General features: G+C 73.2%; 31 protein-coding genes. 16 read left to right on the top strand and 15 right to left on the bottom strand.

Annotated features, from left to right (window positions below; genetic code table 11):
- The first annotated feature begins 28 nt into the window (after positions 1–28).
- A complete protein-coding gene (locus ACFVHK_RS14700) occupies positions 29–646 on the top strand; it encodes a dihydrofolate reductase family protein (RefSeq protein WP_376929461.1) in 618 nt (205 codons plus the stop codon).
- A gap of 16 nt (positions 647–662) precedes the next feature.
- Here ACFVHK_RS14700 and ACFVHK_RS14695 read toward each other — a convergent pair whose 3' ends face one another.
- The 3 genes from ACFVHK_RS14695 to ACFVHK_RS14685 form a co-directional block, all read right to left on the bottom strand.
- On the bottom strand, positions 663–1,094 hold the full coding sequence (locus tag ACFVHK_RS14695; RefSeq protein ID WP_376929460.1) for a VOC family protein: 432 nt from the start codon (positions 1,092–1,094) through the stop codon (positions 663–665).
- Positions 1,091–2,635 carry an ATP-dependent DNA ligase gene (locus ACFVHK_RS14690; RefSeq protein ID WP_376929459.1) on the bottom strand — a complete coding sequence of 515 codons (1,545 nt, stop codon included), beginning with the start codon at positions 2,633–2,635 and terminating at the stop codon, positions 1,091–1,093. Before ACFVHK_RS14690 ends, ACFVHK_RS14695 begins: the two co-directional genes overlap by 4 nt.
- A 68-nt stretch (positions 2,636–2,703) precedes the next feature.
- A complete protein-coding gene (locus ACFVHK_RS14685) occupies positions 2,704–3,138 on the bottom strand; it encodes a VOC family protein (RefSeq protein ID WP_376929458.1) in 435 nt (144 codons plus the stop codon).
- Positions 3,139–3,261: 123 nt separating this feature from the next.
- On the opposite strand from ACFVHK_RS14685, the gene ACFVHK_RS14680 reads away from it, so the two are divergent.
- The 9 genes from ACFVHK_RS14680 (at position 3,262) to ACFVHK_RS14640 (ending at position 9,292) form a co-directional block, all read left to right on the top strand.
- Complete coding sequence (locus ACFVHK_RS14680; RefSeq protein WP_376929457.1) at positions 3,262–3,747, top strand: DUF3806 domain-containing protein; 486 nt, start codon at positions 3,262–3,264, stop codon at positions 3,745–3,747.
- Positions 3,748–3,870: 123 nt separating this feature from the next.
- Complete coding sequence (locus ACFVHK_RS14675) at positions 3,871–4,602, top strand: GntR family transcriptional regulator (protein ID WP_376929456.1); 732 nt, start codon at positions 3,871–3,873, stop codon at positions 4,600–4,602.
- A complete protein-coding gene (locus ACFVHK_RS14670) occupies positions 4,569–5,591 on the top strand; it encodes a 1-aminocyclopropane-1-carboxylate deaminase (RefSeq protein ID WP_376929455.1) in 1,023 nt (340 codons plus the stop codon). Before ACFVHK_RS14675 ends, ACFVHK_RS14670 begins: the two co-directional genes overlap by 34 nt.
- A gap of 160 nt (positions 5,592–5,751) precedes the next feature.
- Positions 5,752–5,883 carry a hypothetical protein gene (locus ACFVHK_RS14665; protein WP_376929454.1) on the top strand — a complete coding sequence of 44 codons (132 nt, stop codon included), beginning with the start codon at positions 5,752–5,754 and terminating at the stop codon, positions 5,881–5,883.
- Entirely contained in the window at positions 5,880–6,020 is a 141-nt protein-coding gene (locus ACFVHK_RS14660) for a hypothetical protein (RefSeq protein WP_154344571.1), read from the top strand. The genes ACFVHK_RS14665 and ACFVHK_RS14660 overlap by 4 nt, the downstream gene beginning before the upstream one ends.
- A gap of 51 nt (positions 6,021–6,071) precedes the next feature.
- Positions 6,072–6,389 (top strand): hypothetical protein, encoded by a 318-nt coding sequence (locus tag ACFVHK_RS14655; RefSeq protein WP_376929453.1) that lies wholly within the window; start codon positions 6,072–6,074, stop codon positions 6,387–6,389.
- 128 nt (positions 6,390–6,517) lie between these two features.
- Complete coding sequence (locus tag ACFVHK_RS14650) at positions 6,518–7,411, top strand: 3-methyladenine DNA glycosylase (RefSeq protein ID WP_376929452.1); 894 nt, start codon at positions 6,518–6,520, stop codon at positions 7,409–7,411.
- 100 nt (positions 7,412–7,511) lie between these two features.
- Positions 7,512–8,336 carry a VOC family protein gene (locus tag ACFVHK_RS14645; protein WP_376929451.1) on the top strand — a complete coding sequence of 275 codons (825 nt, stop codon included), beginning with the start codon at positions 7,512–7,514 and terminating at the stop codon, positions 8,334–8,336.
- 2 nt (positions 8,337–8,338) lie between these two features.
- Positions 8,339–9,292: an NAD(P)/FAD-dependent oxidoreductase gene (locus ACFVHK_RS14640; protein WP_376929450.1), complete on the top strand. Its 954-nt coding sequence runs from the start codon at positions 8,339–8,341 to the stop codon at positions 9,290–9,292.
- A gap of 18 nt (positions 9,293–9,310) precedes the next feature.
- Here the strand turns inward: ACFVHK_RS14640 and ACFVHK_RS14635 are convergent, their stop codons facing one another.
- Entirely contained in the window at positions 9,311–9,481 is a 171-nt protein-coding gene (locus ACFVHK_RS14635; protein WP_376929449.1) for a hypothetical protein, read from the bottom strand.
- Positions 9,482–9,639: 158 nt separating this feature from the next.
- Between ACFVHK_RS14635 and ACFVHK_RS14630 the strand changes: the two genes are divergently transcribed.
- Positions 9,640–10,410, top strand: coding sequence for a DUF2306 domain-containing protein (locus ACFVHK_RS14630; RefSeq protein ID WP_376929448.1), 771 nt, complete (start codon positions 9,640–9,642; stop codon positions 10,408–10,410).
- On the opposite strand, the gene ACFVHK_RS14625 is transcribed toward ACFVHK_RS14630, so the two are convergent.
- Positions 10,395–11,330 (bottom strand): aldo/keto reductase, encoded by a 936-nt coding sequence (locus tag ACFVHK_RS14625; protein ID WP_376929447.1) that lies wholly within the window; start codon positions 11,328–11,330, stop codon positions 10,395–10,397. The two genes, ACFVHK_RS14630 and ACFVHK_RS14625, sit on opposite strands and share 16 nt — an antisense overlap.
- Before the next feature lie 102 nt (positions 11,331–11,432).
- Between ACFVHK_RS14625 and ACFVHK_RS14620 the strand changes: the two genes are divergently transcribed.
- Positions 11,433–12,317 (top strand): LysR family transcriptional regulator, encoded by an 885-nt coding sequence (locus ACFVHK_RS14620; RefSeq protein ID WP_376929446.1) that lies wholly within the window; start codon positions 11,433–11,435, stop codon positions 12,315–12,317.
- A gap of 8 nt (positions 12,318–12,325) precedes the next feature.
- Here the strand turns inward: ACFVHK_RS14620 and ACFVHK_RS14615 are convergent, their stop codons facing one another.
- Positions 12,326–12,850, bottom strand: a complete 525-nt coding sequence (locus ACFVHK_RS14615; protein WP_376929445.1) for a GNAT family N-acetyltransferase — start codon at positions 12,848–12,850, stop codon at positions 12,326–12,328.
- Between the two features lie 62 nt (positions 12,851–12,912).
- Positions 12,913–13,965, bottom strand: coding sequence for a 2,3-butanediol dehydrogenase (locus ACFVHK_RS14610; RefSeq protein WP_129234699.1), 1,053 nt, complete (start codon positions 13,963–13,965; stop codon positions 12,913–12,915).
- A gap of 157 nt (positions 13,966–14,122) precedes the next feature.
- Between ACFVHK_RS14610 and ACFVHK_RS14605 the strand changes: the two genes are divergently transcribed.
- Complete coding sequence (locus ACFVHK_RS14605) at positions 14,123–14,710, top strand: TetR/AcrR family transcriptional regulator (protein WP_376929444.1); 588 nt, start codon at positions 14,123–14,125, stop codon at positions 14,708–14,710.
- 48 nt (positions 14,711–14,758) lie between these two features.
- On the opposite strand, the gene ACFVHK_RS14600 is transcribed toward ACFVHK_RS14605, so the two are convergent.
- Both ACFVHK_RS14600 and ACFVHK_RS14595 read right to left on the bottom strand, forming a co-directional pair.
- The gene (locus ACFVHK_RS14600; protein ID WP_376929443.1) at positions 14,759–15,202 is read right to left on the bottom strand and encodes a hypothetical protein; all 444 of its coding nucleotides are present in this window, start codon (positions 15,200–15,202) and stop codon (positions 14,759–14,761) included.
- A complete protein-coding gene (locus tag ACFVHK_RS14595; RefSeq protein WP_376929442.1) occupies positions 15,199–16,086 on the bottom strand; it encodes a DNA-formamidopyrimidine glycosylase family protein in 888 nt (295 codons plus the stop codon). The genes ACFVHK_RS14600 and ACFVHK_RS14595 overlap by 4 nt, the downstream gene beginning before the upstream one ends.
- A 90-nt stretch (positions 16,087–16,176) precedes the next feature.
- Here ACFVHK_RS14595 and ACFVHK_RS14590 point away from each other — a divergent pair, with 90 nt between their 5' ends.
- From ACFVHK_RS14590 to ACFVHK_RS14580, 3 genes are all read left to right on the top strand, one after another.
- Positions 16,177–16,785: a TetR family transcriptional regulator gene (locus ACFVHK_RS14590; protein WP_376929441.1), complete on the top strand. Its 609-nt coding sequence runs from the start codon at positions 16,177–16,179 to the stop codon at positions 16,783–16,785.
- Positions 16,782–18,023: a glycosyltransferase gene (locus tag ACFVHK_RS14585; protein WP_376929440.1), complete on the top strand. Its 1,242-nt coding sequence runs from the start codon at positions 16,782–16,784 to the stop codon at positions 18,021–18,023. The genes ACFVHK_RS14590 and ACFVHK_RS14585 overlap by 4 nt, the downstream gene beginning before the upstream one ends.
- Positions 18,024–18,091: 68 nt before the next feature.
- Positions 18,092–18,487, top strand: coding sequence for a YybH family protein (locus ACFVHK_RS14580; RefSeq protein WP_129234976.1), 396 nt, complete (start codon positions 18,092–18,094; stop codon positions 18,485–18,487).
- A 32-nt stretch (positions 18,488–18,519) separates the two neighbouring features.
- On the opposite strand, the gene ACFVHK_RS14575 is transcribed toward ACFVHK_RS14580, so the two are convergent.
- Genes ACFVHK_RS14575 through ACFVHK_RS14550 form a run of 6 tightly spaced genes read right to left on the bottom strand, consistent with a single transcriptional unit; the run spans position 18,520 to position 24,476 of the window.
- The gene (locus ACFVHK_RS14575) at positions 18,520–19,581 is read right to left on the bottom strand and encodes an SIS domain-containing protein (protein WP_376929439.1); all 1,062 of its coding nucleotides are present in this window, start codon (positions 19,579–19,581) and stop codon (positions 18,520–18,522) included.
- Positions 19,578–20,309 (bottom strand): ATP-binding cassette domain-containing protein, encoded by a 732-nt coding sequence (locus tag ACFVHK_RS14570; protein WP_129234980.1) that lies wholly within the window; start codon positions 20,307–20,309, stop codon positions 19,578–19,580. The genes ACFVHK_RS14575 and ACFVHK_RS14570 overlap by 4 nt, the downstream gene beginning before the upstream one ends.
- A complete protein-coding gene (locus ACFVHK_RS14565) occupies positions 20,306–21,532 on the bottom strand; it encodes an alanine racemase (RefSeq protein ID WP_376929438.1) in 1,227 nt (408 codons plus the stop codon). Before ACFVHK_RS14565 ends, ACFVHK_RS14570 begins: the two co-directional genes overlap by 4 nt.
- Before the next feature lie 3 nt (positions 21,533–21,535).
- Positions 21,536–22,516 (bottom strand): ABC transporter permease, encoded by a 981-nt coding sequence (locus ACFVHK_RS14560; protein WP_376929437.1) that lies wholly within the window; start codon positions 22,514–22,516, stop codon positions 21,536–21,538.
- On the bottom strand, positions 22,513–23,472 hold the full coding sequence (locus ACFVHK_RS14555) for an ROK family protein (protein ID WP_376929436.1): 960 nt from the start codon (positions 23,470–23,472) through the stop codon (positions 22,513–22,515). Before ACFVHK_RS14555 ends, ACFVHK_RS14560 begins: the two co-directional genes overlap by 4 nt.
- Positions 23,469–24,476, bottom strand: coding sequence for a phosphotriesterase family protein (locus ACFVHK_RS14550; RefSeq protein ID WP_376929435.1), 1,008 nt, complete (start codon positions 24,474–24,476; stop codon positions 23,469–23,471). The genes ACFVHK_RS14555 and ACFVHK_RS14550 overlap by 4 nt, the downstream gene beginning before the upstream one ends.
- Between the last annotated feature and the right edge of the window lie 15 nt (positions 24,477–24,491).

Below are 24,491 nucleotides of genomic sequence, written 5' to 3'. Positions count from 1 at the left end.
ACCGTGACCCGCGGGAAGGAGCACGACCATGGGCATCCTCGCCGTCGACCTGTTCATCACGCTCGACGGGGTCTACCAGGCGCCGGGCGGCCCCGAGGAGGACCCGTCCGGGGGCTTCGAGTTCGGCGGATGGCAGGCGCCGTACATCGACGAGACGTCGGGCGAGGCGATCGGCGCCGGCATCGACCGGCTCGACGCCCTCATGCTCGGGCGGCGGACGTACGACATCTTCGCCGACTACTGGCCGCGGCACACCGACACCCCGATCGGCGCGAAGTTCGAGGCGGTGCCGAAGTTCGTCGTCTCGCACACGCTGACCGACCCCACCTGGGCGAACACGACGGTGGTGACGGATGTCGCGGCCGAGGTCCCGGCGATCACGGACCGCTTCGAGGAGATCCACGTCATCGGCAGCGGCGCACTCGCCCGGTCGCTGCTCGCCGCCGACCTCGTGGACCGGCTCAACCTGTACCTCTACCCGATCGCGTTCGGCAGCGGCAAGCGGCTCTTCGACACGGGGACCGTGCCCGCCGCGTTCACCCTCGCCGAGCCGCCCGTCGCGTTCCCGAAGGGTGCGGTGTCGCTCGTCTACGAACGTGCGGGCGTCCCGGTCACGGGCATCGACATGGACTCGGTGGACCGGTAGCCGCGCCCGCCCCGCGTCAGTCGAGCTCCTGGAAGATCGTGAGCTGCAGCCCGGCCGGCGCACGGACCCGGGCGTTCACCGACCGCCAGGGGGTCTCGCGAGCGGATGCCTCGAGCTCGGCGCCGGCACCGACCAGTTCGTCGGTCACGGCCGACGTGTCGTCCACCTCGAGCGCCACCCTGATGCGGTCGCTGCGACCCCCGTCGGTCTCGACACGGTCGATGAATCGGACCTGGGCCGGGTTCGAGAGTTCGAGCGTCGCCCGCCCTGCGTCGAGGATGCGGACCTCCGCGCCGTCGTCGCCGCTGTAGGACTCCTGCTCGGGCATGCCGAGCACGTCCCGGAAGAACGCCAGCGCCGTCTCGAAGTCCTCGGCCTCGACGACGAGCCGGAGCTGCCGCACTCGCCCGCCGCCACGCGTGCCCGATGCGCCTGCGTCATCCGTCATGCCGCTCCCCCTTCGTCGCCGCCGCGGAGCAGCGCCCGCAGCGTCTGGATCGTGTCGGCCTCCGCCGGCTCCTTGTCGGGGCGGTACCCCTTCACGCGCGCGAACCGCAGGGCGATGCCACCCGGGTACCGGGTGGAGCGCTGCACGCCGTCGATCGCGATCTCGACCACCGTGACCGGCTCGACGAACACGGTGTTCGCCGTGCGCCGCGTCTCGATCTCGGGGAACCGCTCGGTCTGGAACCGGAGGAGTTCGTCGGTGAGCCCCTTGAACGTCTTGCCGACCATGACGAACCCGCCGGGGTCGCCGAACTCGCCGTCGGGGTCGCGTGCGCCGAGGTGCAGGTTCGACAGCCATCCCGTTCGTCGACCGGAGCCCCATTCCGCAGCGAGCACGACGAGGTCGTAGGTGAGCACGGGCTTGACCTTGATCCAGCTCGCCCCGCGTCGACCGGCCGCGTAGGGCGCACCGATGCCCTTCACCACGACGCCCTCGTGCCCTGCGGCCAGCGCATCGCGTGCCACGCGCTCGGCGGTCTCGGTGTCGTCGGTCACCTCGCCGGGGATCCGGTGCTCGCCCGCGACGCGTTCGAGCTCGGCGAGCCTCGTGGCGAGCGGCTCGTCGATGAGGTCGCGCCCGTCGACGTGGAGCACGTCGAAGAACCACGGATGCAGCACCACCTCGCGCGCGGCCTCGGCGCCGAAGCGCGACATCGTCTCCTGGAACGGGCGCGGGGCGCCCCCATCATCGAGCGCGAGCGTCTCGCCGTCGAGGATCAGCTCGCGAGCCGGGAAACCTCGGACCACTTCGACGACCTCGGGCACCCGGTGGGTGATGTCGGCGAGGTTCCGCGTGAACACGCGGACCTCGTCGCCGGCCCGGTGCACCTGGATGCGCGCCCCGTCGAGCTTGAACTCGACGGACGCCTCGCCCGCCTGCTCCAACGCCGTCGCAGCGCTCGGCGCGGTGCCGGCGAGCATCGGGAGCACAGGCCGGCCGACCACCAGCCCGACCGCCTCGAGGTCTCCGGGTGCACCCGTGAGCGCGATGCGCGCCGTCTCGCCGAGGTCGCCCGACAGCATCGCCGCGCGGCGGACCACCTCGCCCGGGCGCTCGGCGGCGCGCGCGATCGCGTCGGTCAGCACTCCCTCGAGCGCGCCGGTGCGGAGCTCTCCGAGGATCACCCTCGAGACGAAGTCCTGCTCACGGGCGGTCGCGCGCGCACCGAGATCGGCGAGCACCGCGGCGCGCTCGGCGGCCGAACCCGAGCCGGCCGCGTTCGCGAGCCGCTCGAGCGCGTCGTCCACGTCGAGGATCGTCAGGGACGCGTCATCCGCCGGGTCGCCCAGCCCGCCGTGAAGCGTGCGCCACCCGACCCCGACCCGGCCCTGCCGCGGCTTGGCGGTGAGGAGGCCCACCGCGGGCACGATCTCGTCGGGAGCGAGCCCCGCGAGCAGGCCCGCGAGCGCGTCGACCTTCGCGAGCCGCGACCGCGTGGATGCGACCCGCTCGACCGTCGTCACGACCTCGCCGAGCAGCACGCGATCATCCTCGCACCGACCCCCGACACGGCTCGTCGCCCGGGACCGGGAGGTTCCAGCAGGACGTCTCAGCCCGTCATCGCGCTCGTGCCGTCGGAGAGGGTCGGCGAGATGAGCCCGAACCCGTTGCCGTCCGGGTCGATGAGGTAGCCGACGCGGCCGACGCCCTGCATGTCCTCGGCGGGCATCATCTCGGTCGCGCCGAGCTCCACGGCACGACGCATGACCTCGTCGATGCTGCCGTCGACGCCGATGACGATGTTGCAGCCGTTCACGGGCGCGCCGATCTCGGGTGCCGGGCCCTCGCGCTGGGTGAGCCCGCCGTTGATGCCGGTGCCGGGCTGGCCGTCGACGTTGCCGATGGCGCCCTCCCCGGTGTCGATCATCCAGTAGGGCATGTCGCCGAACTGCGTGAAGCGCCACCCCAGCAGGTCGCCGTAGAAGTCGACGAGCCGCTGCGGCTCGGTCGCGTGGATCTCGAAGTGCACGACCAGGTTGGCCATCGTTCCCCCTCGGATGCGGCGCGCCGGGCGGATGCCGGCGCGGATGCGCGACACGCTACGCCGGAGGGCCGACATCCGTCACCCACGGACGCCGGCGTCGCCGGTTCGGGGGAGAATCGTCGGGTGCCCCTCTTCTCGCGCCGGACGGCGCCCGTCGACGATGCGCCGCCGATGCCGCGGCTGGTCGAGATCGGCGAACCCGAGCGCGACTGGATCGACTCGCACGTGGCCCTCGTCGCCGACGCGGGCGCCGATCCCGACGACCTCGAGCAGGTGCGTGCGCTCTACGAGCGCTGGTCGGCCGGGTGGCGCCGCATCAACCCGCCCGAACGCGACGACCCGGCGATCATGGTGAACGCCCTGGGCACGGCCTTCGGCGACTACGTCGCCCGCCGCACAGGCCTCTCGTGGCGTCTCGCCGAGCACGCGCACGGGCTCGAGCTCGCGCTCTACCAGCCGCGCGGCCAGGTCCTCGTGCACCCGATCGGCATCGTCGACGAGCAGTGGCGGGCCGAGGAGGCCTCGGGCGGGTTCCTCGTCGAGGCCGCCGAGCGGCTGACGCAGGCGCGACGTCTCGCGCACGGCGACGGCGGCGGCCGACGGCGCTGACTCGCGAGCCACGAGATGACGCGAAACGCTGCTCGCGCATCCTCGACGGGCGTTTCGCGTCATCTCGCGGCCCATGGGCGTGCGGGGTTGACGGGAGCTTCGACATCCGGTGCAATATATTGCATGCCACTGCCCGACCGCTCCCCCGCCGAGCGCCCGAAGTCGATGCGCGATCACGCCTACACGCACCTGCGCGACGCGATCGTCTCGGGCGACCTCGCGCCCGGCGAGCGCCTGCGCGACCCCGAGCTCGAGGCGTGGCTCGGCGTCAGTCGCACGCCCATCCGCGAGGCGATCGCCCGACTCGAGGTCGCCGGGCTCGTGCAGACCAGGCGTGCCAAGCAGACCGTCGTCGCACCGCTCGACACGCGCACCGCGCTCGCCGCGCAGCGGATCGCCGCCGCGCTGCACGCGCTCGCGGTGAGGGAGGCGGTGCCGCAGCTGACCGCGGCCGACCTCGAGGCGATGAGCAACGCGAACGCCGCCTTCGCGCGTGCGCTGCACGTCGACGACGTCGACGCGGCGATCGCCGCCGACGACGCGTTCCACGGCGTCGCCGTCCGGGCGAGCGCGAACCCGCTCCTGCCCGGCCTCCTCGAGCAGGTCACGCCACTGCTCCGACGGCTGGAGCGCGCGCGCTTCGGCTCGCTCGCCGGTCGCGGCTCGGTCGCCGACCACGACCGCATCATCGAGCTCTGCGTCGCCGGCCTCGCCGATGAGGCCGCCGCGGCCACCCACGACAACTGGTCGACCCTCGGCCGGTTGCTCCACCTCGACGATGACGACGAGGCCCCCTCTCCCGCCACCGATCAAGGAGCACCATGGCCCTCGCCGACTTCCCCCGCCACCAGCTGACGTTCGGGCCGAGCCCGATCCATCCGGTCGACCGCCTGAGCGCGCACCTCGGCGGAGCCCGGGTCTGGATGAAGCGGGAGGACGTGAACTCCGGCCTCGCGTTCGGCGGCAACAAGACCCGCAAGCTCGAGTACCTCGTGCCCGACGCGCTCGCGAAGGGCGCCGACACGCTCGTCTCGATCGGCGGCGTGCAGTCGAACCACACCCGCCAGGTCGCCGCCGTCGCCGCGCACCTCGGCATGAAGGCCGTGCTCGTGCAGGAGCACTGGGTCGACTGGCCCGATGCGGTCAACGACCGGGTCGGCAACATCCTGCTCTCCCGGCTCATGGGCGCCGACGTGCGACTCTCGCCCGCGGGGTTCAGCATCGGCTTCCGCGACTCGTGGAAGCAGGCGATCGCGGATGTCGAGGCGGCGGGCGGCACGCCGTACCCGATCCCCGCCGGCGCGTCCGACCACCCGCTCGGCGGCCTCGGATTCGCGAACTGGGCGCACGAGGTCGCGGCGCAGGAGGAGGCGCTCGGCGTCTTCTTCGACACGATCGTGGTCTGCTCGGTCACGGGCTCGACGCACGCGGGCATGATCGCCGGCTTCGCCGACCTCGAGCACAACTTCGGCGGTCGGCCGCGACGGGTCGTCGGCATCGACGCGTCCGCCAAGATCGACGAGACCCGCGACCAGGTCGCGCGCATCGCCAGGAGCACGGCATCGAGCATCGGCCTCGGCCGCGACATCCGGGACGACGAGATCACGGTGCTCGAGGGCTGGGCGGGTGACCTCTACGGCATCCCGGTCGAATCGACCGACGAGGCGATGCGACTCACCGGGAGCCTCGAGGGCGTCATCCTCGACCCCGTCTACGAGGGCAAGTCGATGGCGGGCCTCATCGACCTCGTCTCGTCGGGCGACATCCCGAAGGACTCGAACGTGCTCTACGCCCACCTCGGCGGCCAGCCCGCCCTCAACGCGTACTCCGGCCGCTACCACTGACCCGTCGACCGGCCGCCGTGCCGCGAGATGACGCGAATCGCCGCGCGCACGTCGACGACGCGCGATTCGCGTCATCTCGTGGCGCATCGGGGCTGGGGAACAGCTCGGATACGGGCGGGGCGTCGGGCCGGTCGGCTCTTTCGTCGAGCAGCTCGAACCTGTGGGCCTGAAGCGGCTCGTGCACGCGACCGGGGATGCGCATACGCTGTACCGACGATTCGGGTTCGAGCCGCTCGCGCGGCCCGAGCAGTGGATGATCCGCGAACGCGACGCCGTCGAGGGGGCGACATGACCGGACACGAGGACGCGCACCACGTCTCGCACGACCGCTACGAGCAGTTGAAGGCCGAGTACTGCCGCCGGTGCGGCATCCACTTCGACGCCGCCTCGGCGCACCTGCACGAGGGCCATCACGACGAGCACGGCTGAGCCGCGATCCGGGGCGCAGCGGATGTCGCGGGCCGGCGCTAGGGTCGGCCCATGGATGCACGCACGCGAGGGCGCGAACACCTCGCCGACGCCGCAGCCGACCTGATCGACCGTGCCGACGTGACCGTCGGGCGGATGTTCGGCTCCGAGGGCTACTCGGTGCGCGGCAGGCTCTTCGCGTTCGTCGCCGGCGACGGCGACCTCGTCGTGAAGCTGCCGGAAGCGCGGATCGCCGAGCTCGGGCTCGAACCGATGTTCATGCGCGGCCGCCCGATGCGCGAGTGGGCGGTCGTGCCGTTCGCACGGGACGCCGAGTGGTCGGCCATCGCGGCCGACGCGCTCGCATTCGTCGACGAGATCACCCCCTGACCGGGCCTCGTCGCCCGCACGAGCCGGTGGGAGCATGTGCGCATTCGACTCGTTGGGGTCGGGTCGCGGCGCGCCCTGAGCGGCCGTGCGGCCCGGCCCCGTCCAGCATCGCCGCCTATCCTCGACGGGTGACTCCGACCGCCCCGACCCGCGACACGGCAGTGCGCGCCGCCGTCGTGCTCGACCGCGCCGAATGGCACGCCCGCGAGCGGGCGCACGCGGAACGGGCCGACGCCCTCACGGCCGGCCACCGGTCGCGCAGGGCGCGCGGAGAGCGGCATCCGATCGAGGACTTCCTCTTCACCTACTACTCGTACTCGCCGTCGCTGCTGCGCCGCTGGCATCCCGGTGCCGGCATCGAGCTGGCGGATGCCGCGGGCACGGCGCGCGCCGACTGGCGCTGGTACGCAGCGGGCACGACCGAACGGGGACTCGTGGTCGATGCGGACGCGATGCGCGCCGAGAAGGGTGCGATGCTCGGCCCGGTCGAGCGCATGCTCCGACGCACCGCCGAGCGACCCGGGCAGTTCGGCTGCTTCGGCCTGCACGAGTGGGCGATGGTCTACCGGCAGGGCGAGCATCGGCATGCGGTGCCCCTGCGCCTCGGCCGGGCCGCGACCGACGAGGTCGTCGAGGCGCACGAGCTGCGCTGCACGCACATCGACGCGTACCGGTTCTTCACGCCGGACGCGACGCCCCGCAACCGCTTCGCGCCGACCAGGGAATCGCAGCCCGAGCTCGAGCAGCCGGGCTGCCTGCACGCGAACATGGACGTCTACAAGTGGGCGGTCAAGCTCGGCCCGCTCGTGCCGGGCACCCTGCTGCTCGACGCGTTCGAGCTCGCACGCGACATCCGATACCTCGACATGCAGGCGTCGCCCTACGACATGGCGCCCTGGGGCGGCGAACCGGTGCGCATCGAGACGGCCGAGGGCAAGGCCGAGTACGTGCGGCGTCAGCGAGGCTTCGCCGAGCGGGCGAACTCGCTGCGCGCCGACATCCTCGCCGCCCTGCCCGCGTGACGAGCGCCGCCTGTCGCAGCGACGGCTCCCGGTGTTAGCATCCGGGAGCGCCGCTTACCGTGGTGGTGTTCGCACGTGAGACGCCCCGATGGAGGCCAGCATGCCCGGATCGGATGACCTCGTCGCCGGAGCCCCGGCCTGGGTCGACCTGACCACGACCGACCTCGACGGGGCGGTCGACTTCTACACGCGCGTGTTCGGCTGGACGGCGGACCGCAGCGACGACGAACGGTACGGCGGGTACACGACCTTCCTCCTCGACGGCAGGCGCGTGGCCGGCGCCGGACGCCGCTCGGAGGACGACCCGGCGCCGCCGCACTGGACGGTCTACCTCCTGACCTGGAACGCGGCGGCGACGAGCGAGCGGATCGCCGAGGCCGGCGGCACGGTGCTCTTCGAGCCGATCGACATCCCCGACATGGGCGTCATGGGGCTCGCGATCGACGCGACCGGAGCCGTCGTCGGCTACTGGCAGCCGGGTGGCCTGCCCGGCTTCGACGTGTACGACGAGACGGGCTCGGCCACCCGGTTCGAGCTCGCGGCGAGCGACTTCGACGCGGCGGAGCGGTTCTACGCGCACGCGTTCCACTGGGACGTGGAGCACGGCGACGGCGGACCGCGCTACGCGGTCTACCGCCACCTCGGGCGCACGTTCGCGCGGATCCTCGATGCCGCGGACCTGCTCGGCGACGACCTGCCGCCCACCTGGAACGTCGGCTTCCAGGTCGACGACGTCGAGGCGACGCTCGCCCGGGCCGTCGCCGCGGGCGGCACGCTCGTGGTGCCGCCGTGGGACGTTCCCGACGGGCGGCGTGCGGGCCTCACCGACCCCAGCGGCGCGTACTTCGTCATCGCCTCGCCGACGTCCGCGACGTCGGACGCCGAGGCGGCGGCGACGACGTCCGCGCCCGAGGCGGCCGGGTAGCCGTGGCGACCTGGGACGTCGTGATCGTGGGCGGCGGCAGCGCCGGCCTCTCCGCCGCGCTCATGCTCGGCCGGTCGCGCCGGAGCGTGCTGGTCGTCGACGGCGGGCGGCCGCGGAACGGTCCGGCCCAGCACATGCACGGCGTGCTCGGCCGCGACCACACGTCGCCGCTCGACCTGCTCGCGGCGGGCCGAGCCGAGCTCACGCGCTACGACGTCGCGATCGAGTCGGGCGAGGTCGCCGACGTCGCCGAGATCGAGGCGGATGGCGCGGGGCCGGCCGGTCCCGCCTTCGAGGTCGTGCTCGACTCCGGCGAACGGCACCTGGCGCGCCGCCTGCTCGTCGCGACGGGACTGCGCGACGAGCTGCCCGACATCCCGGGCCTGACCGACCAGTGGGGTCGCGGCGTCGCGCTCTGCCCGTACTGCGAGGGGTGGGAGTCTCGCGACCGGCGGATCGCGGTGATCGCCTCGAGTGCCGCGAACGCACATCAGGCGCAGCTCCTGCGCCAGCTCTCGGCAGACGTGGTGTTCTGCACGCAGGGCGCCGTGCTCCCCCCGGCCGCACGGGCCGGGCTCGATGCGCGGGGCATCGTGGTCGAGGCGCGGCGCGTCGTCGAGGTGTTCTCCGACGACGGCGGTCAGATCCGCGGCATCCGCCTGGAGGACGGCGGCGAGTGGGAGGCCGACGCGGTCTTCGTCGCGCCGAGGGCGGTGCCGAACGACGACCTGCTGCGACGACTGCGTGCCCGCTCGATGCGACAGGGCGGCGTCGACCAGGTGCTGGTCGACGAGGACGGCCGCACGAGCGTCCGAGGGCTCTACGCGGCGGGGAACGTCGTCGGGTCGCGTTCGTCGGTGCCGTGGGCGATGTCGTCGGGCAGCCTGACGGGCGCCGCGATCAACGCCGACCTCGTCGACGAGGACATCCGCGACGCGCTCCACGCGCGCGGCTGACCCGGGAGCGGCGACGACTCAGAAGTCCTCGTGCGCCTCGCGGAGCTTCGTCAGCGAGTCCTCCGTGGCCTGCCAGCCCTGCAGCGCCGACAGGAGCTGACGCTCGAGCCAGGCGGCATCCTTCCCGTCCGCGCCCGCCTCGCGCAGCTGCGACATCCGCTCGGTGGCCGTTCCCGTGAGGTCGTCCATGGCTCTCCCTCCGCGACGCGGACCGGGTGGCCGGGCGGCCACGGAGTCGGTCCGCACGGGTGCCATGATGCCACTCGACGGCAGTGGCGGGCAGCCCACCGCGGCATCCGGGGGTTCTCCGGATGCCCGCCGACGGCGACGCTGGATACCGTCGCGGCATGACCACGACCGAGACCCCCGTCACCGCCGATCCCGCTGCCGGAGGCGGCCCATCGCTCGCCTCGCCACCCCGTCGTGCCGGGGGCCGCATCGGCCTGGCGTGGGTGCTGCTCTCGTCGCTCGGGATCGCGGCGTTCGCGGTGGCACCGTACCTGACCGCGTCCCTCGAGGCCCTCGCCGACTCGGGGACGGGCGGACTCGCCGACCACTACGCGGCACAGCCGCCGGCCGTGCTCGTGGCGTTCTACGTCCACATCGTCGCGGGCGGGATCGCGCTCGTCACGGGCCCGTTCCAGTTCTGGCGGGGCCTGCGCGACCGCGCACCCGGCGTGCACCGGTGGACGGGTCGCGTCTCCCTCGTCGCCATCGCGGTCGCGGGCCTCGCGGGGCTCGCGCTCGCGCCGTTCAGCGCCGCCGGTCTCGTCGGCACGTTCGGGTTCGGAACGCTCGCCGTCCTGTGGCTGCTCTCCGGGTGGCGCGGGTACCGTGCCATCCGTCGCGGCGACGTGCCGTCGCACCGTGCCTGGATGACGCGGACCTTCGCCCTCACGTACGCCGCGGTGACGCTCCGGCTGTGGCTGCCGCTGCTGATGTTCGCGCAGGTGCCGTTCGCCGGCGCGGGCGGGTTCGATGCGGGTGCCGCGTTCGCGAACGCGTACGCCGTGGTGCCGTTCCTCTGCTGGCTGCCGAACCTCATCGTGGCGGAGTGGCTGATCAGGAGGCGTGGCCTGCCGTCGTACCGGCTCGTCGCGGGTCAGGGCACGCGGTAGCCCGCGGCGCGGACCAGCTCGTACCACTCGGCGCGCGTCAACGGCACGTCGGAGCCCTGTGCGGCCCCCGCGACGCGCTCGGGCGTCGTCGTGCCCAGCACGACCTGCATGTGGGCCGGGTGCCGCGTGATCCACGCCGTCGCGATCGCGATCGCGGGGACGTCGTAGGCCGCCGCGAGGCGGTCGATGACGGCGTTCAGCTCGGGGTAGTCGGGCGAGCCGAGGAAGACGCCCGTGAAGAACCCGGCCTGGAACGGCGACCACGCCTGGATCGTGATGTCGTGGAGCCGGCAGTAGTCGACGATGCCGCCGCCGTCGAGGTTCATGGACTGCTCGACGCCCTGCATGTTGGCGGCGAGGCCCTGCGTCACGATCGGCGAGTGGGTGATCGACAGCTGCAGCTGGTTCGCGACGAGCGGCTGGCTCACCGATCGCGTGAGCAGGTCGATCTGCGCGGGCGTGTGGTTCGAGACGCCGAAGCGGAGCACCTTGCCGGCGGCCTCGAGCTCGTCGAAGGCGCGCGCGACCTCGTCGGGCTCGACGAGGGCGTCGGGGCGGTGCAGGAGGAGGACGTCGATGCGGTCGGTGCCGAGGGCCTGCAGCGACCCGTCGACCGACTCCATGATGTGCTCGTACGAGAAGTCGAAGTACGGGCCGTCCTTCACGATGCCGGCCTTGGTCTGGATGGTGATCTCGTCGCGCTGCGACGGGGTCAACCGCATGGCCTCGGCGAACCGGCGCTCGCAGCCGTGGAGCTCGTCGCCGTAGACGTCGGCGTGGTCGACGAAGTCGATCCCGGCGTCGCGGGCGGTGCGGACGAGTTCGCGGACGGCGTCGTCGCTCATCTGATCGATGCGCATCAGGCCGAGCACGACGTTCGGGACGGCGAGGTCTCCGCCGCCGAGCTGGATGGTCTTCATCGATTCGACTCCTGTCGTCGTTGGGTGCGGATTCACGATAGGCACCGCAGATTCAGAAGTCCAACAACTTTCATTCATGGCATTCAGAAGTAGACTGGATGGATGGACCTCCGGCAGATGGAATACCTCGTGACCCTCGCGGACGAGCAGCAGTTCACCAGGGCCGCGGCCATCTGCGGGGTGTCGCAGTCGGGCCTCTCGGCCGCGATCCGGAGCCTCGAGGACGAACTCGGCACGACGCTGTTCGATCGCACGACCCGCCGGGTGGAACCCACAGACGCGGGGCGCGCCCTCCTCCCCCACGCCCGGATGATGCTCGCCCAGGCGGGCGCCGCGCGCGACGCGGTGCTCCGGGCCGCGCACGAGCTCTCCGGCAGCCTCCGCATCGGCGCCGAGCAGTGCCTCGGCTTCGTCGACGTCGGCGCGCTGCTCGAACGCATCCGGCGCCGGTACCCGCTCGTCGACCTCGACTTCACCCAGGCGGGCTCGCGCGACCTGGTCGCGCGAGTGCGCGACGGCGACGTCGACCTCGCCTTCGTCGCCGGCACCGACGTCCCGGGGCGGATGCCGCGGACCGAGCTCGGCCGTCGACCGCTCGTGCTCCTGGTTCCGCCGAGTCATCCGCTCGCCGGCGCCGGCGTCGTCGACTGGCACGACCTGCGCGACCTCGACTTCGTCGACTTCCACGAGTCGTGGGCGGTGCGCGCGCTGAACGACGCCGCCTGCGCCGAGCACGGGACGGCGCGCCGCATCCGCTGCACGGTCGACGACGTGCACACCCTGCTCGACCTGGTGCATCGCGAACTCGGCGTCGCCCTCGTGCCGCAGCACATCTCGGCGAAGCCGCAGGCGGCCGGGCTCGTCCCGCTCACGCTCCCGGCGTCCGCCCCGCCGTGGGTCGTCTCGCTGATCGCCGGCGAATCGTCGGCCGCGTCGTCCTCGGTCGTCCTCGAGCTCCTCGACGCCGACCTCGCGCTCAGTGCCTGAGCACCGGATCAGTCCGCCGGTCGGCGTCCGCGGGCCGGTGACGCCGTGTTGGCGGCGGTCGGCAGTTCCAGGGTCATGAAGACGCTGTTCGGGTCGAGGGCGTAGCCGGCGAACGGGGGGCACTCGCGGAACCCGTACTTCGCGTAGAGGGTGCGCGCCGGGCGGAAGAACTCCTCCGCCCCCGTCTCGAGGCTGACCCGCGCGTACCCGCGGCGCGTCGCCTCCGCGAGGACGTGCTCGAGCAGGCGTGCGCCGACGCCGCGGCCGCGAGCCGCGGCATCCGTTCGCATCGACTTCAGCTCGCCGTGACCGGGTTCGAGCTCCTTCAGCGCCACGCAGCCGAGCAGCTCGTCGCCGTCGCCGATGGTCCAGAACGTCACCTCGGGCACTGAGAGCCCGGAGACGTCGAGGGCGTGCACGCTCTCGGCGGGCGAGGTCGCGTACATGTCGGCGAGGTGGTCCTCGAGCAGGCGGATGACGCGGGGGTCGGCGAGATCGGCCGGGCGGATGTCGAGGGCGGGGACGGTGCTCACGGGTCCATTCTCCCCGGCGGGTGTTTCCCGCTCGTGACGACGCCCGACACGACTCGCTCGGATCAGGCTTCGCTGGAGACCAGGAACTTCATGCCCTTGCCGCTGCGGAGGGCGTGGATCGTCTCCTCGACGGCGTCGAAGCCGACCTCGTCGACCCAACCGGTCGTGTCGTAGAGGCCGTCGGCCATCGCGGCGATGACGGCGTCGAAGTCCTCGGGCAGGTAGCCGAGTGCGCCGACGATCTCGGTCTCGCCCATCACGAGCTGGGTCGGGAAGAACTCCATGGTCCTCTCGTGGAGCGCGACGACGACCACGCGACCGAGCGGTGCGAGGTTCGCGAGGGCGGATGCCACGGCGACGCCGACGCCGGCCGCGTCGAACGCGACGTCCACGCCGTCGCCGTTCGTGAGCTCGGCGACGCGGGCGGCCAGGTCCTCGCTCGTAGGGTCGACGACGGTCGCGCCGAGCGCCTCGACGGCCGCACGACGGACCGGGCTCGGCTCCGAGACGATGACGTTCTCGACGCCGTGGCCCTTGAGGGCGAACCACACGCCGACGCCGATCGGGCCGGCGCCGGCGATGAGCGCCGTGCCCCCGGCCTTCACGCCGCTCTTCTCGACGGCGTGCCAGGCGACGGCCATCGGCTCGACGAGGGCGCCGAGGCGCAGGTCGACCGACTCGGGCAGCACGTGCAGCTTGCTCGCGTCGACGGTGGTGAACTCGGCCATGCCGCCGCCGTGCGAGGTGAGGCCGTGGAAGCCGATCGTGCGGCAGGCGTTGAACGCGCCCTTGCGGCACGCGGCGCACTGGCCGCAGTTGTAGATCGGCCAGACCGCGACGCGGTCGCCGACCGTCACGCCCTCGACACCCTCGCCGAGCTCGACGACGGTGCCGGCGAACTCGTGGCCGAGCACCTGGGGCAGCGTCGCGCCGGTCAGGGGGTGCGGGTGCTCGAGGTCGAGACCGGCCTCGGCGGGTGCGTAGTAGACGTGGAGGTCGGACCCGCAGATGCCGGCGTACGCGTTGCGCAGCTTCACCTGACCCGGGCCCGGCGCGGGCTCCGCGATGTCCTGGACCCGCAGGTCCTCCTTGCCGTGGAAGACGACAGCTCGCATCGTGTGCGACTCCTTGCTCGTGGGACGTGGCTCGAGGGCGCGGCGGCCGCGGTTCATCCACGCGGTGCGACCACGAGTCGGGTGCCCGTCTTCGGACATCCGTGTTCCACGGTAGCACTTATCTGACATCTGTCCGATAATGGAGGAAGGAGGCGACATGGGCGAACTCGATCCCCGGCAGGTGCGAACCCGCACCGCGCTGCACCGCGCCGTGCTGGAGACGGTCGAGCGGACGCCGCTGGCCGACGTGTCGGTCGCCGCCATCGCGCGCGCCGCGGGCATCAGCCGCGACACGTTCTATCGCCACGCGGCGAGTGTCGCCGAGGTGCTGGCGACCGCTCTGGCGGAGCGGCTCGATGCCGCAGTCGCCGAGTTCGCGACGTTCGAGGGCCCCGCGCGCGAGCGCTTCGAACGCGGCGAGCACCGACTGTTCGCGCATGTCGCACAGCACCGCGCCGTCTACCTGAACGCGATGGCGCCCGGGCTCGCGGAACCGGTGCGGGCCGTCCTCGTGGGGCGGATCGAGCAGGCCCTGGCCGAGTACCTCGACACCCACCCCGACGTCGCGCCCATCGCCGCCGGCCACCTCTCGCGGGCCGAGCACCACGCCCTCTACGCCGCCTACGGCGCCGCCGGCACCGTCGGCGTCATCGAGCACTGGCTGCGCGCCGGCGCCGTAGGCGACGCCGACGACATCGCCCGCAGCACGCTCGCGGTCTCGGCGCCGTGGTGGTGGGCCGACTGACGCGGTCGGCCCACCACCCGCGCCGGTCGTGAGGATCGACCGTGGCGGTCAGCGCCCGACCAGGTCGTTGAACCAGCCGGGGCCGCCCACGGCGACGCCGCCGGCGAGCCGGGCGCGGAGTCCGCGGTCCGCGGTGACCACGAGCACGCGGTCCCCGGCCTCGACGAGTCGAGCGGCCTCGTCGACGATCGCGCCGTCGCCGTCGGCGGCCGCACGCACGACGTCGATCCCGGCCGGAGCGGACGCCGGCTTCGCCCCGCCCTCGAGCACCGCGACGACGCGGCCGATCGCGATGGTCGGCCCGCCGGCGCCGTCGGGCGCGCCGACCGTGCGACCAACGAGCCGCGGCATCCGCTCGAGCAGTCGCGTCGCCGCACCCGCGCGATCGCGCCACCAGCCTTCGGGCCGCGATCCCATCACGTTGGCCACGTCGACGATGACGACGACGGGCGGCGCGGATGACCCGGACCCACCGCCCGGCTCCGCGCTCATCGCCCGGACTCCCCCTCCTTCAGCGGCAGGAGCTCGCCGCCCGTCTGGCACTCCGGGCAGTACTGCGCGGTCGTGCTCGCGAACGAGAAGTCGCGGATCTCGCCGCCGCATCCTCCCGGGCAGGGCTCTCCCGCGCGGCCGTGCACCTGCATCGCCGCGACCTTCGCCTCCTTGAGACGGTCGATCGGGATGCCCCGGCGCGCGGCGATCGCGTCGCGGATCGTGCTCGTCGTCGCCGCGAACAGGCGGGCGAGCTCGTCATCGGCGAGGGCCGCCGCGTGCACGACGGGCGAGAGCCGTGCGGTGAAGAGGATCTCGTCGGAGTAGGCGTTGCCGATGCCGGCGAGCGTCTCCTGCTCCTGGAGGATCGCCTTCAGCTGCTTGCGGCGACCCGCGACGGCGTGATCGAAGTCGTTGCGACCGAATGCCGGATCGGCGGGGTCGGGGCCGTGCTTGGCGATCGCGGCGACCTCGTCGACCTCGTCGACCACCCAGCATCCGAGCGACACCCAGCCGCCGGCGTCCGTGAGTTCGAGCACCGTGTCGCCGTCGAAGGCGAGGGAGACGAGGGTGGGCGGCGGGGGCTCGGCCTCGCCGCCGGTGCCGGCGGGTGGCGCCGCGGCATCCGTCTCGGCGGGCGCCCAGCGCGCCCACCCGTGACGCCCGAGCGAGACCACGAGCATCTCCGAGCCGTCGAAGTCGATCGCCAGCAGCTTGCCGTGCCGGGTGACGCCGAGGACCCGTTCGCCGACGAGCGTCGTCAGCGGACGGCTCCGCGTCTTCGTGACCCGGAACTCGACGACGTCGACGGCCGCGACGGTGCGCCCGCGCAGCGTCGACTCGAGTTCGTCGACGAGGGCCTGGACCTCGGGGGATTCCGGCATACCGTCAGCCTCGCACGGCCCGCGGGCCGTGCCAACGGTCTTCGGTCACTCCGCTTGCCACGCACTGTACAATGAGACAGAATGCTGTACATGCGTACAGTCCTGGCCGCCGACCGCGACCTCACCGCCCGTGCGCGCATCGTCGCCGCCGCGCTCGACCGATTCGCCGCGCACGGCTACGACGCCGCCACCATGCGCGACATCGCGTCCCACGCGGGCGTCAGCACCGCCCTCGTCACCCACCACTTCGGCACCAAGCAGGCGCTCCGCGAGGAATGCGATGCACGCGTCGCCGGGTTCATCGCCGCCAAGCAGGATGCCGCGGCGCCGTCCGACGTGCTCGGCGAGGTGCTCGGCACCTACGGCCCGTACCTCGCGCGCATGCTCGGCGAGGGCGGCGCAGCATCCGACGCGCTCTTCGGTCGCCTGCGCGAGGTCGCGCGCGCTTCGATCGACGACGGAGCGGCGAGCGGATGGCTCCGCCCGTCCCGCGACCCGGACGCACAGGCCGTCGCCCTGGTCCTCCTCGGCGTCGCGCCGTTCCTGCTGCTCGATCGACTGGCCGCCTGGGCCGGCGGCGACGCCGAGGTCGCCCTGGCCCGCCTCGCCGTCCCGCTCGCCGAGCTCTACTCCGACGGGCTCGTCACCGACGACCGGCTGCTCGCCGCGACCGGTCTCGTCACCGAGGAGGCACGATGAAGCTGCTCCTGCTCACCGCGGGCTCGCGCGGAGACGTGGAACCGTTCGCCGCGCTCGCACGCCGCGCCGCGGCATCCGGTCACGAGGTCCGCCTCGCCCTGCCCGACCGCTCCGGGGTCGACACGACCGGGATCGACGCCCGCAGCCTCGAAGCCGACTTCTCGGCACTGATCGAGTCGCAGGGCGTCTCGCCGCTGGCCGCGATGCGCAGCCTCCGCGACGTCGTGCGCCCCGTGATGCGCGCGGTCATCGTGAACGCGGCGCAGGCGGCGCTCGAGTTCCGGCCCGACGTCATCGCGTGGCATCCGAAGGTGCTCTCGGCGCCGCTCATCGCCGATGCGCTCGGCATCCCGCACGTGCTCGTCGAGCTCGTGCCGGTGATGACGGCGACCCGCGAGTTCCCCGCGGCCGGGACCGTGACGCGCAGCGTCGGACCGCTGAACCGGCTCACCTACCGCGCGGCCGCGGGCGCCGGCGCGATGTTCCGGCGCGAGGTCGACGAGGCGGCCGAGGTGATGGGCGCACCACGGTCACGCCGGTCGTCGGCGCCGGCGGCGACCCTGCTGCCGATCAGCCCGGCCATCCTGCCGCGCCCCGCCGACTGGCCGGAGTCGGCCGTGCTCACCGGCGCGTGGCGCGCGCGCGAGGCGACGACCGATGCCGCTGCGCCGACGCCCGACCCCGCCCTCGACGCGTTCCTCGCCGCCGGGCCCTTCGCCTACGCCGGCTTCGGTTCGATGGCCGCGGGCGATCCGGCGGCGCGCGGACGCGCGCTGGTCGCGGCGGCGCGGGCGCGCGGCATCCGCCTGCTCGTGGCGACCGGCCTCGGCGGCATCGCGGTGCCCGACGACGCTCGCGGCGACGACGTGTTCGTGACGCGCTCGGTCGATCACGGAGTGGTCCTCCCCCGCGCGGTGGCGGCGGTGCACCACGGCGGCATCGGCACGGTGCAGGCGGCGACCGCGGCGGGCACCGTGTCGATCGTGGTGCCGTTCATCGCCGACCAGCCGTTCTGGGGTGCGATGCTCCACCGCCGCGGGCTCGCGCCCGCCCCGATCCCCCGACGGAGGGTGACGGCCGATCGCCTCGCCGAGGCGCTGGCCGCCGCACCGGCGTTCCAGACCGCGGTGGAGGCCGCAGCCGCACGGATGGCCGACGAGGACGGCGCGGCCGAGGCGCTCGGCGTGCTCGAGCGACTCGCGGGGCGCCCGAGGAACGACGCGCTGCGGCATCCGTGACCCCACTCGCCGTGCCCGGGTCGGCGATGCCGATTGTGCCCGCGGCCGCACGGGAGGATCCTGAACCCATGAACGACCGCGAGGAATTCCTGATCTGGATCAACAACTCGCTCGTCCGGGCCGAGCGAGCCCTGTTCAACGGCGACGCCGGTCCGAGGCGGTCGACGTGGTCCGACACCGACGACGTGAGCGTGCTCGGCGCGTGGCGCAACGCGGTCGGGCGTTCGGAGCTGCTCGACGCGTTCGACGGGGTCGCCGCGAGCTTCGCCGCCTGCACCGACTACGCGTTCGAGCTGATCTCGTTCGACGTCTCGGGCGACATGGCGTACACGGTCGGCTACGAGCGCATCTCCGCGATGAAGGACGGGGTTCCGAGCACCTTCACCGTGCGCTCGACGCAGGTGTACCGCCGCGAGCACGGCGAGTGGAAGGTGCTGCACCGGCACGCCGACACGATGGCGTGACGGCGTGCCGGGCACCGGCCGCGGAGGGCGCGTCAGCGGGTCAGCGTCACCTTCCGCAGGCCCTCCGGCCGGTCGGGATCCGATCCGCGGCGGATCGCCAGCTCGGCGGCGAGCACCTGGAGGGGGAGGATCTCGAGCACGGGCACGAGCTCGTCAGGCACTCCGGCTGCGGCGTCGATCGACGTCGACCCGGGGATGACGGCGGGGCCGATCTCGAGGATCCGCGCCCCCCGGGCCCGCGCGGCCGCCGCGAAGTCGACCACCGACTCCCGCCCCGCGGAGGCCCCGGTCAGCGCGATCGCGAGCGTGTGCTCGTCGACCTGGCCGAGGGGGCCGTGCGTGGCATCCGCTGCGCTCCACCCCGACGCCGCGATGCCGGACGTCTCCATCAGCTTGAGCGCGCCCTCCTTCGCCGTGGCCATCGAGTAGGCGCGCCCCACGAGCATCATGCGCTCGACGTCCGCGAGCTTCGAGGCGATCGGCCCGACCTCGACCTCCAGCCGGTCGAGGAGCCCCTCCGCGCGGGTCGCGAGCGCGTCGATCTCGTCCGCGAGCCGTGAGAGCTCCTCTCCAGCCACGCCCCGCGCGAGCGTGTGCACCGCGAGCAGCTCGGCCGTGTAGCTCTTGGTCGCGGCGACCGAGAGCTCGGGTCCGGCGGCGAGGTCCAGGTGCACGTCGGCGAGCCCAGCCAGGCCGCTCGCGGCATCGTTCGTGATCGACAGGAGCGGGAGCCCCGCGGCGCGGAGCGCCACCGCGGTGGCGGCGAGGTCGGGCGACCGCCCCGACTGGGAGATCGCGACCTGGACGCCGGAGGGGTACGCGGGCGTCACGCCGAGCACGCTGTGCAGGCTCGGCGTCGTCAGGAGCGCGGGGAGCCCCAGCACCCGCTGCACGAGGTACTGCCCGTAGATCGCCGCATGGTCGCTCGAGCCGCGGGCGACGAACGCGACGAGCTCGGGCGCCGCGGCGCGGAACGCGTCGATCGCCGCCTCCCAGGCCGGGCGCTGCGTCGGGATCAGGTCCCGCCACCGTGCGGGCTGCTCCGCGATCTCGGCCCGCATGAGCGCGCCCGGCTCCGACACGGCGCCCGTCACGAGCTCAACCCGGTGATCATCGACACGAGCTCGTTGTGGCTGGTCTCGGCGACCCGCTTCGTGCCCACCTGCCGCCCGCGACGGAGCACCGTCACGCGGTCCGCGATGCGGAACACCTGCTCCATGTTGTGGCTCACCACGAGCACCGCGGCACCGCGTGCCTTGAGCTTCAGGATGAGCTCCTCCACCTTCGCGGTCTCGGCGACGCCGAGCGCCGCGGTCGGCTCGTCCATCAGCACGAGCCGACTCGCCCAGTGCGTGGCGCGTGCGATCGCGATCGCCTGCCGCTGGCCGCCGGAGAGGTCGCTGAGCGTCGCCTTCGCCGTCGGGATGCGCACGTCGAGGTCGTCCACGAGGTGCTGGGTCTGGCGTGCCATCTCGGCGCGGTCGAGCAGCCCGAACGGCTTCCGCCGCAGCTCGCGGCCGAGGAACAGGTTCATGTAGACGGGCTGCAGGTCGACGAGGGCGAGGTCCTGGTAGACCACCTCGACGCCGTTCGCACGGGCATCCGAGGCATCCCGGAACGCCACGCGCTCACCCGCGAGCCGGATCTCGCCGTCGGTCGGCTGGTGCACGCCGGAGATGATCTTCACGAGGGTGGACTTGCCCGCGCCGTTGTCGCCGACGAGCGCCACGACCTCGCCCGCCTCGACCTCGAGGTCGAAGCGCTCGATCGCGACGATGCCGCCGAAGTGCTTGCTGATGCCCGACAGGCTGAGCGGGTTCATCGTGCCGCCTCCATTCCCTCGTTCACGTCGGCGAGACCGAGCGGCCTCGATCCGTCGGCCGACCACAGTCCCTCGAGCCTCGGCTCTCCGAGGTCGAGGCCGCGGATGCCGGCCGTGAGCGCACGCGTGACGAAGACCTGCGGCCGGAAGCCGAAGACGACCGTGTCGCCCGGCCGCGCCCCGCCCTCGGGAACCGGGACGGTCGCGTAGTAGTCGATCGCCTCGGGTGCCGGCATCTCGACCCGCCGGGCGGTGGCGGACGCCGCGTCGTCGTCGGGTCCGACGACGAGGGCGTCGGTCTCGGCCGCGCCGAGCACCGGGTCGACGTAGAGGCCGCCGCCGAAGACGTAGGCGCGCCCGTTCCAGAGGTGCGACACCTCGGAGACGTACGCGATCGCCGGGTCCTCCTCGAGGTCGCGCACGGCGTGCAACGGCGTCGTCCCGGTGAGGCCGTGGCCCGGCTCGACCTGGGTGGCGCCCGCCTGCGCGAGCCGCTCGAGGGCCGAGGCCGACGTCGTGCCGGGCGCGTTCACCTCGACGTCGCGGAAGCCGGCCGCCTCGAGGTCGCGCTTCGCGCGGGTCAGCGTGGCGAGGTTCGGGGTCGACGCGACGTCGCCCGTCGCCCGGTCGAACAGCGTGGCGGGGAAGCTCGTGACCCCCGCGAACCGCACACCCGGGATCTCGTCGACGCGCCCGGCCGCCGCGACCACGTCGGCGGCGTCGAACCCGCCCTCGTGGCCGGCGTAGAACCGGTCGCCGTCGCCGATGATCCGGAGCAGCACGTCCTGCACGTACCCGGCGGCGGATGCCGCGGCGCCCGCCTCGCGGGCCTTCTGCTCCGAGAACACGGTCCAGTAGCGCGGGCGGAGGGCGGCTGCGTCCCGCGCGCGATGACGCGGGACCTGGACGAGGTGTCCGAGGTGGCCGGACGCGAGCCCGCCGGCGGCGGCCGCGACGGCGCACTCGAGGTCCACGCCCACCGAGTGGGTGATGCCGCCGGCCCGGATGGCACGCGAGGCGTCGGGGTTGCGGCCGATCTGCTTCGTCATCGCGAACGCCGTGAGCCCGAGCCGCGAGGCCTCGGCCGCGACGACCGCGGTGTTGCGATCGACCGCGTCGAGGTCGATGACGTAGGTGTTCGGGGGCAGCTCGCCGGAGCGGTGGAAGGCGACGGCGGCGTCGATGAGCCGCGGGTTGCGGCGGCGCAGCAGGGACAGGAACACGACTCAGCTCCCCTTCTTGCCGCGGAGCGACAACGAGACGGCGATCAGGATGATGATGCCGCGCACGATCTCCTGCTGCGCGACGGTGAGGCCGGCCAGGAGCAGGCCGTAGTTGATCATGCTCATGAACAGGCTGCCGACCACGGCGCCGATCATCGACGCCTTGCCACCGGTGAGCGCGGTGCCGCCGACGATCACCGCGGCGAGCACGCTCATGAGATCGGTCGTGCCGAGCGTGTAGGTCGCCCCGGCGAGGCGGCCGGCGTAGAGCAGGCCGGCGAGCGCGGCGGTCGTGCCGCTCAGCATGAACACGGCGATGCGGACGCGGGTGACCCTGATCCCCGAGACGCGAGCCGCGGAGGCGTTGTTCCCGACGGCGAGCACGTGCGCGCCGAACCGGCGTTGCCGGAGGACGTGCCATCCGATGGCCGCGGCGACCGCCGACCACCAGATGAGGATCGGGATGCCGAGCAGGGCGCCGCCGCCGAAGAGCCAGCCGAAGGCGGCATCCGTGACGGGCACCGACTGGAGGTTCGTGACCTGCTGGGCGAGCCCCGCCACGAGACCCATGGTGGCCAACGTGACGAGGAAGGACGGCAGCCGGACGAGTGTCACGAAGAGGCCGTTGACGAGGCCGACGGCGGCGCCGACGGCGAGCCCGGCGAGCGCCGCGATCCACCAGGCCCCGGAGACCTGCAGTGTCACGGCCGCGGTGAGCGCCGCGAGCGCCACGGTCGAGCCGATCGAGAGGTCGATCTCGCCGAGGCTGAGCACGAACACCGTGCCGACGGCCATGATCGTGATCGGGGTCGCCTGGGTGACGATGTTGACGAGCGTGGTGCCGTTCAGGAAGCTGGCGCCCTGGGTGGCCGCGAAGTAGAGGAACACCACGACGAATCCGACGTACACGACGTAGTTGCGCCAGGAGCGGACGACGAGCTGCACCCCCTTCTCGGCGGGTGCCTTGGTCGGGGCGATGGTCATGCGGCGACTCCTTCGTGGGTGCGGCCGGCGGCCGCTCTGGCGAGGTGCAGTGCTCCGAGCACGGGCGCCTCGCCGCCCAGCTCGCTGATCGTGACGGGGAGGTCGCCGCGGCCGAGCCGGGCGAGCCAGGTTCGGACGGGAGCGAGGAGCTCCGGGCGGGACCCGATCCCGCCACCGAGGACGAACCGGCCGGGATCGACGACCGCCGCGACTGCGGCGATCGCGTGGGCGACCCACCTCGCCTCCTCGTCGATGGCGGCGACGGCCCTGGGGTCGCCGCGCTCGGCGAGGTCGAACACGTCGCGGGCGGAGGCTCCGGCGCCGAGTCGGGCGGCGAGCGCGTCGCCCGCGACGACCTCCTCGAGCGGTCCGCGCCGATGCGCGGCCGGGTCGAGCGGGTCGGCGCCGAACGGGAGGTATCCGATCTCGCCCGCGGCGTTGCCGGCGCCCGGCACGAGGTCGCGGTCGAGCACGAGGCCCATCCCGATGCCCGTGCCGATGGAGATGAACGCGAAGTCGTCGTGGTGGACGCCGACGCCGGCGGCGAGTTCGCCGAGCGCTGCCACGTTGGCGTCGTTCTCGAGCACGACGGCGCAGCCGAGTGCGAGTCGCAGTTCGTCCGCGAGGCTGAACGAGGCGAGATCGCCGAGGTTGGGTGCGAGCTCGAACCCGCCGTGCGGGTGGGCGGGGACCCCTGCACCCCCCACGCCGATCGCCCGCACCGCGTCGACCGGCGACGACACGGCGGCGGAGAGTCCCTCCACGAGTCCGACGATCTGGCCGACGAGCGCTCGCCCGCCTCCGGCTTCGGTCGCCTCCTCGGCCTCGACCAGCGCGGCGCGCGCCCGCGGCCCGTCGCTCGCGTCGAGGGCGGCGATGCCCGCGCGCACCTTGGTGCCGCCGAGGTCGATGCCGACGACGTACCCGTCCGCGTCGCGGGCGTCCACGAGGCTCATGCGCCCACCTCCAGCAGCCGGGCGGGCGTGCGCGCCGTCATCCGCTCGATCGCGTCCTCGGGCACGCCGTGCGCGGCGAGCGCCGGCAGGAACCGATCGGCGAGGTGGGCGTAGCCCAGCTGCCCGTGCGTGCCGGGGTTCATCCAGACCTCGGCGCCGGTGAGGTCCTGTGCGAGCACGATCCGGTCGGCGTACCCGTCGGCGACGAGTTCGGCGACGAACTCGACCCGACCGCGGTCGGAGCGCGCGAAGGACCGCTTCGGGAACTCGCCGTCGGGCCGGTCGGCCGCCGGCTCGAGGAAGAAGTCCCACACCTCCTTGCCGATCGTGTCGACGGCGATGAGCGCGCCGCGGTCGAGGATGCTGCGTGCCAAGTCGACGCTGAGCTGGGTGTCGAGGTGGCCGATCACCACGCGGTCGAGGTCGACGCCCTCCGAGGCGAGCAGGTCGACCTGCTCGTGCGCCATGGTGCCGTGCGTGGTGTGCGTCATGATCGCCAGCCCGGTCTCGCGGTGGGCGCGTGCGACGGCGCGCAGCACGCGATCCTCGAACGGCGTGATCTCGCCGAGGCTCGTGGCCTGCTCGCCGAAGATGCCGGCGCGGATGCCGCTGCCGCCGATGCCGTCGACGGCGTCGGCGACGAACCGGGCGGTGAGCTCGTCGAGCGTGGCCTCCCTCGCCCACGCCGGGGCGTACGCCTCGAGGTAGAGCGCGGTCCCGCTGACGATGTGCAGCCCGGTGCGCTCGGAGATCTCCGCGAGCATCGCGATCTCCGCGCCATCCGGGTCGCGCCCGACCACGCCGTACGGCGAGAGGTCGACGACGGTGCCGAAGCCCCGCGCCTCGAGCCCGGCGAGCGCACCGACCGCGAGGGCGATCCGGTCGTCGCGGGTGCCGGTGGTGAGCCACGGTCCCGGGGTGAGCGACAGCAGGTGCTCGTGGGGCATGACCCGGCCGAGCTCGGAGGGCGGCACCGGGCCGCGCACGGTCATGACGTCGGCCATCCGACATCCTTTCGT

Source organism: Agromyces binzhouensis (assembly GCF_042672355.1).
GTDB lineage: Bacteria > Actinomycetota > Actinomycetes > Actinomycetales > Microbacteriaceae > Agromyces > Agromyces binzhouensis.
This window is presented reverse-complemented; position numbering and strand designations above follow the sequence as displayed.

What these genes read in the sequence shown, in the direction of transcription:
- ACFVHK_RS14700 (WP_376929461.1), top strand. Translation starts at nt 29, where the DNA reads ATGGGCATCCTCGCCGTCGACCTGTTCATCACGCTCGACGGGGTCTAC.
- ACFVHK_RS14695 (WP_376929460.1), bottom strand. Translation starts at nt 1,094, where the DNA reads ATGACGGATGACGCAGGCGCATCGGGCACGCGTGGCGGCGGGCGAGTG.
- ACFVHK_RS14685 (WP_376929458.1), bottom strand. Translation starts at nt 3,138, where the DNA reads ATGGCCAACCTGGTCGTGCACTTCGAGATCCACGCGACCGAGCCGCAG.
- ACFVHK_RS14675 (WP_376929456.1), top strand. Translation starts at nt 3,871, where the DNA reads ATGCCACTGCCCGACCGCTCCCCCGCCGAGCGCCCGAAGTCGATGCGC.
- ACFVHK_RS14670 (WP_376929455.1), top strand. Translation starts at nt 4,569, where the DNA reads ATGGCCCTCGCCGACTTCCCCCGCCACCAGCTGACGTTCGGGCCGAGC.
- ACFVHK_RS14660 (WP_154344571.1), top strand. Translation starts at nt 5,880, where the DNA reads ATGACCGGACACGAGGACGCGCACCACGTCTCGCACGACCGCTACGAG.
- ACFVHK_RS14655 (WP_376929453.1), top strand. Translation starts at nt 6,072, where the DNA reads ATGGATGCACGCACGCGAGGGCGCGAACACCTCGCCGACGCCGCAGCC.
- ACFVHK_RS14645 (WP_376929451.1), top strand. Translation starts at nt 7,512, where the DNA reads ATGCCCGGATCGGATGACCTCGTCGCCGGAGCCCCGGCCTGGGTCGAC.
- ACFVHK_RS14635 (WP_376929449.1), bottom strand. Translation starts at nt 9,481, where the DNA reads ATGGACGACCTCACGGGAACGGCCACCGAGCGGATGTCGCAGCTGCGC.
- ACFVHK_RS14630 (WP_376929448.1), top strand. Translation starts at nt 9,640, where the DNA reads ATGACCACGACCGAGACCCCCGTCACCGCCGATCCCGCTGCCGGAGGC.
- ACFVHK_RS14625 (WP_376929447.1), bottom strand. Translation starts at nt 11,330, where the DNA reads ATGAAGACCATCCAGCTCGGCGGCGGAGACCTCGCCGTCCCGAACGTC.
- ACFVHK_RS14620 (WP_376929446.1), top strand. Translation starts at nt 11,433, where the DNA reads ATGGACCTCCGGCAGATGGAATACCTCGTGACCCTCGCGGACGAGCAG.
- ACFVHK_RS14610 (WP_129234699.1), bottom strand. Translation starts at nt 13,965, where the DNA reads ATGCGAGCTGTCGTCTTCCACGGCAAGGAGGACCTGCGGGTCCAGGAC.
- ACFVHK_RS14605 (WP_376929444.1), top strand. Translation starts at nt 14,123, where the DNA reads ATGGGCGAACTCGATCCCCGGCAGGTGCGAACCCGCACCGCGCTGCAC.
- ACFVHK_RS14600 (WP_376929443.1), bottom strand. Translation starts at nt 15,202, where the DNA reads ATGAGCGCGGAGCCGGGCGGTGGGTCCGGGTCATCCGCGCCGCCCGTC.
- ACFVHK_RS14595 (WP_376929442.1), bottom strand. Translation starts at nt 16,086, where the DNA reads ATGCCGGAATCCCCCGAGGTCCAGGCCCTCGTCGACGAACTCGAGTCG.
- ACFVHK_RS14590 (WP_376929441.1), top strand. Translation starts at nt 16,177, where the DNA reads ATGCGTACAGTCCTGGCCGCCGACCGCGACCTCACCGCCCGTGCGCGC.
- ACFVHK_RS14585 (WP_376929440.1), top strand. Translation starts at nt 16,782, where the DNA reads ATGAAGCTGCTCCTGCTCACCGCGGGCTCGCGCGGAGACGTGGAACCG.
- ACFVHK_RS14580 (WP_129234976.1), top strand. Translation starts at nt 18,092, where the DNA reads ATGAACGACCGCGAGGAATTCCTGATCTGGATCAACAACTCGCTCGTC.
- ACFVHK_RS14570 (WP_129234980.1), bottom strand. Translation starts at nt 20,309, where the DNA reads ATGAACCCGCTCAGCCTGTCGGGCATCAGCAAGCACTTCGGCGGCATC.
- ACFVHK_RS14560 (WP_376929437.1), bottom strand. Translation starts at nt 22,516, where the DNA reads ATGACCATCGCCCCGACCAAGGCACCCGCCGAGAAGGGGGTGCAGCTC.
- ACFVHK_RS14555 (WP_376929436.1), bottom strand. Translation starts at nt 23,472, where the DNA reads ATGAGCCTCGTGGACGCCCGCGACGCGGACGGGTACGTCGTCGGCATC.
- ACFVHK_RS14550 (WP_376929435.1), bottom strand. Translation starts at nt 24,476, where the DNA reads ATGGCCGACGTCATGACCGTGCGCGGCCCGGTGCCGCCCTCCGAGCTC.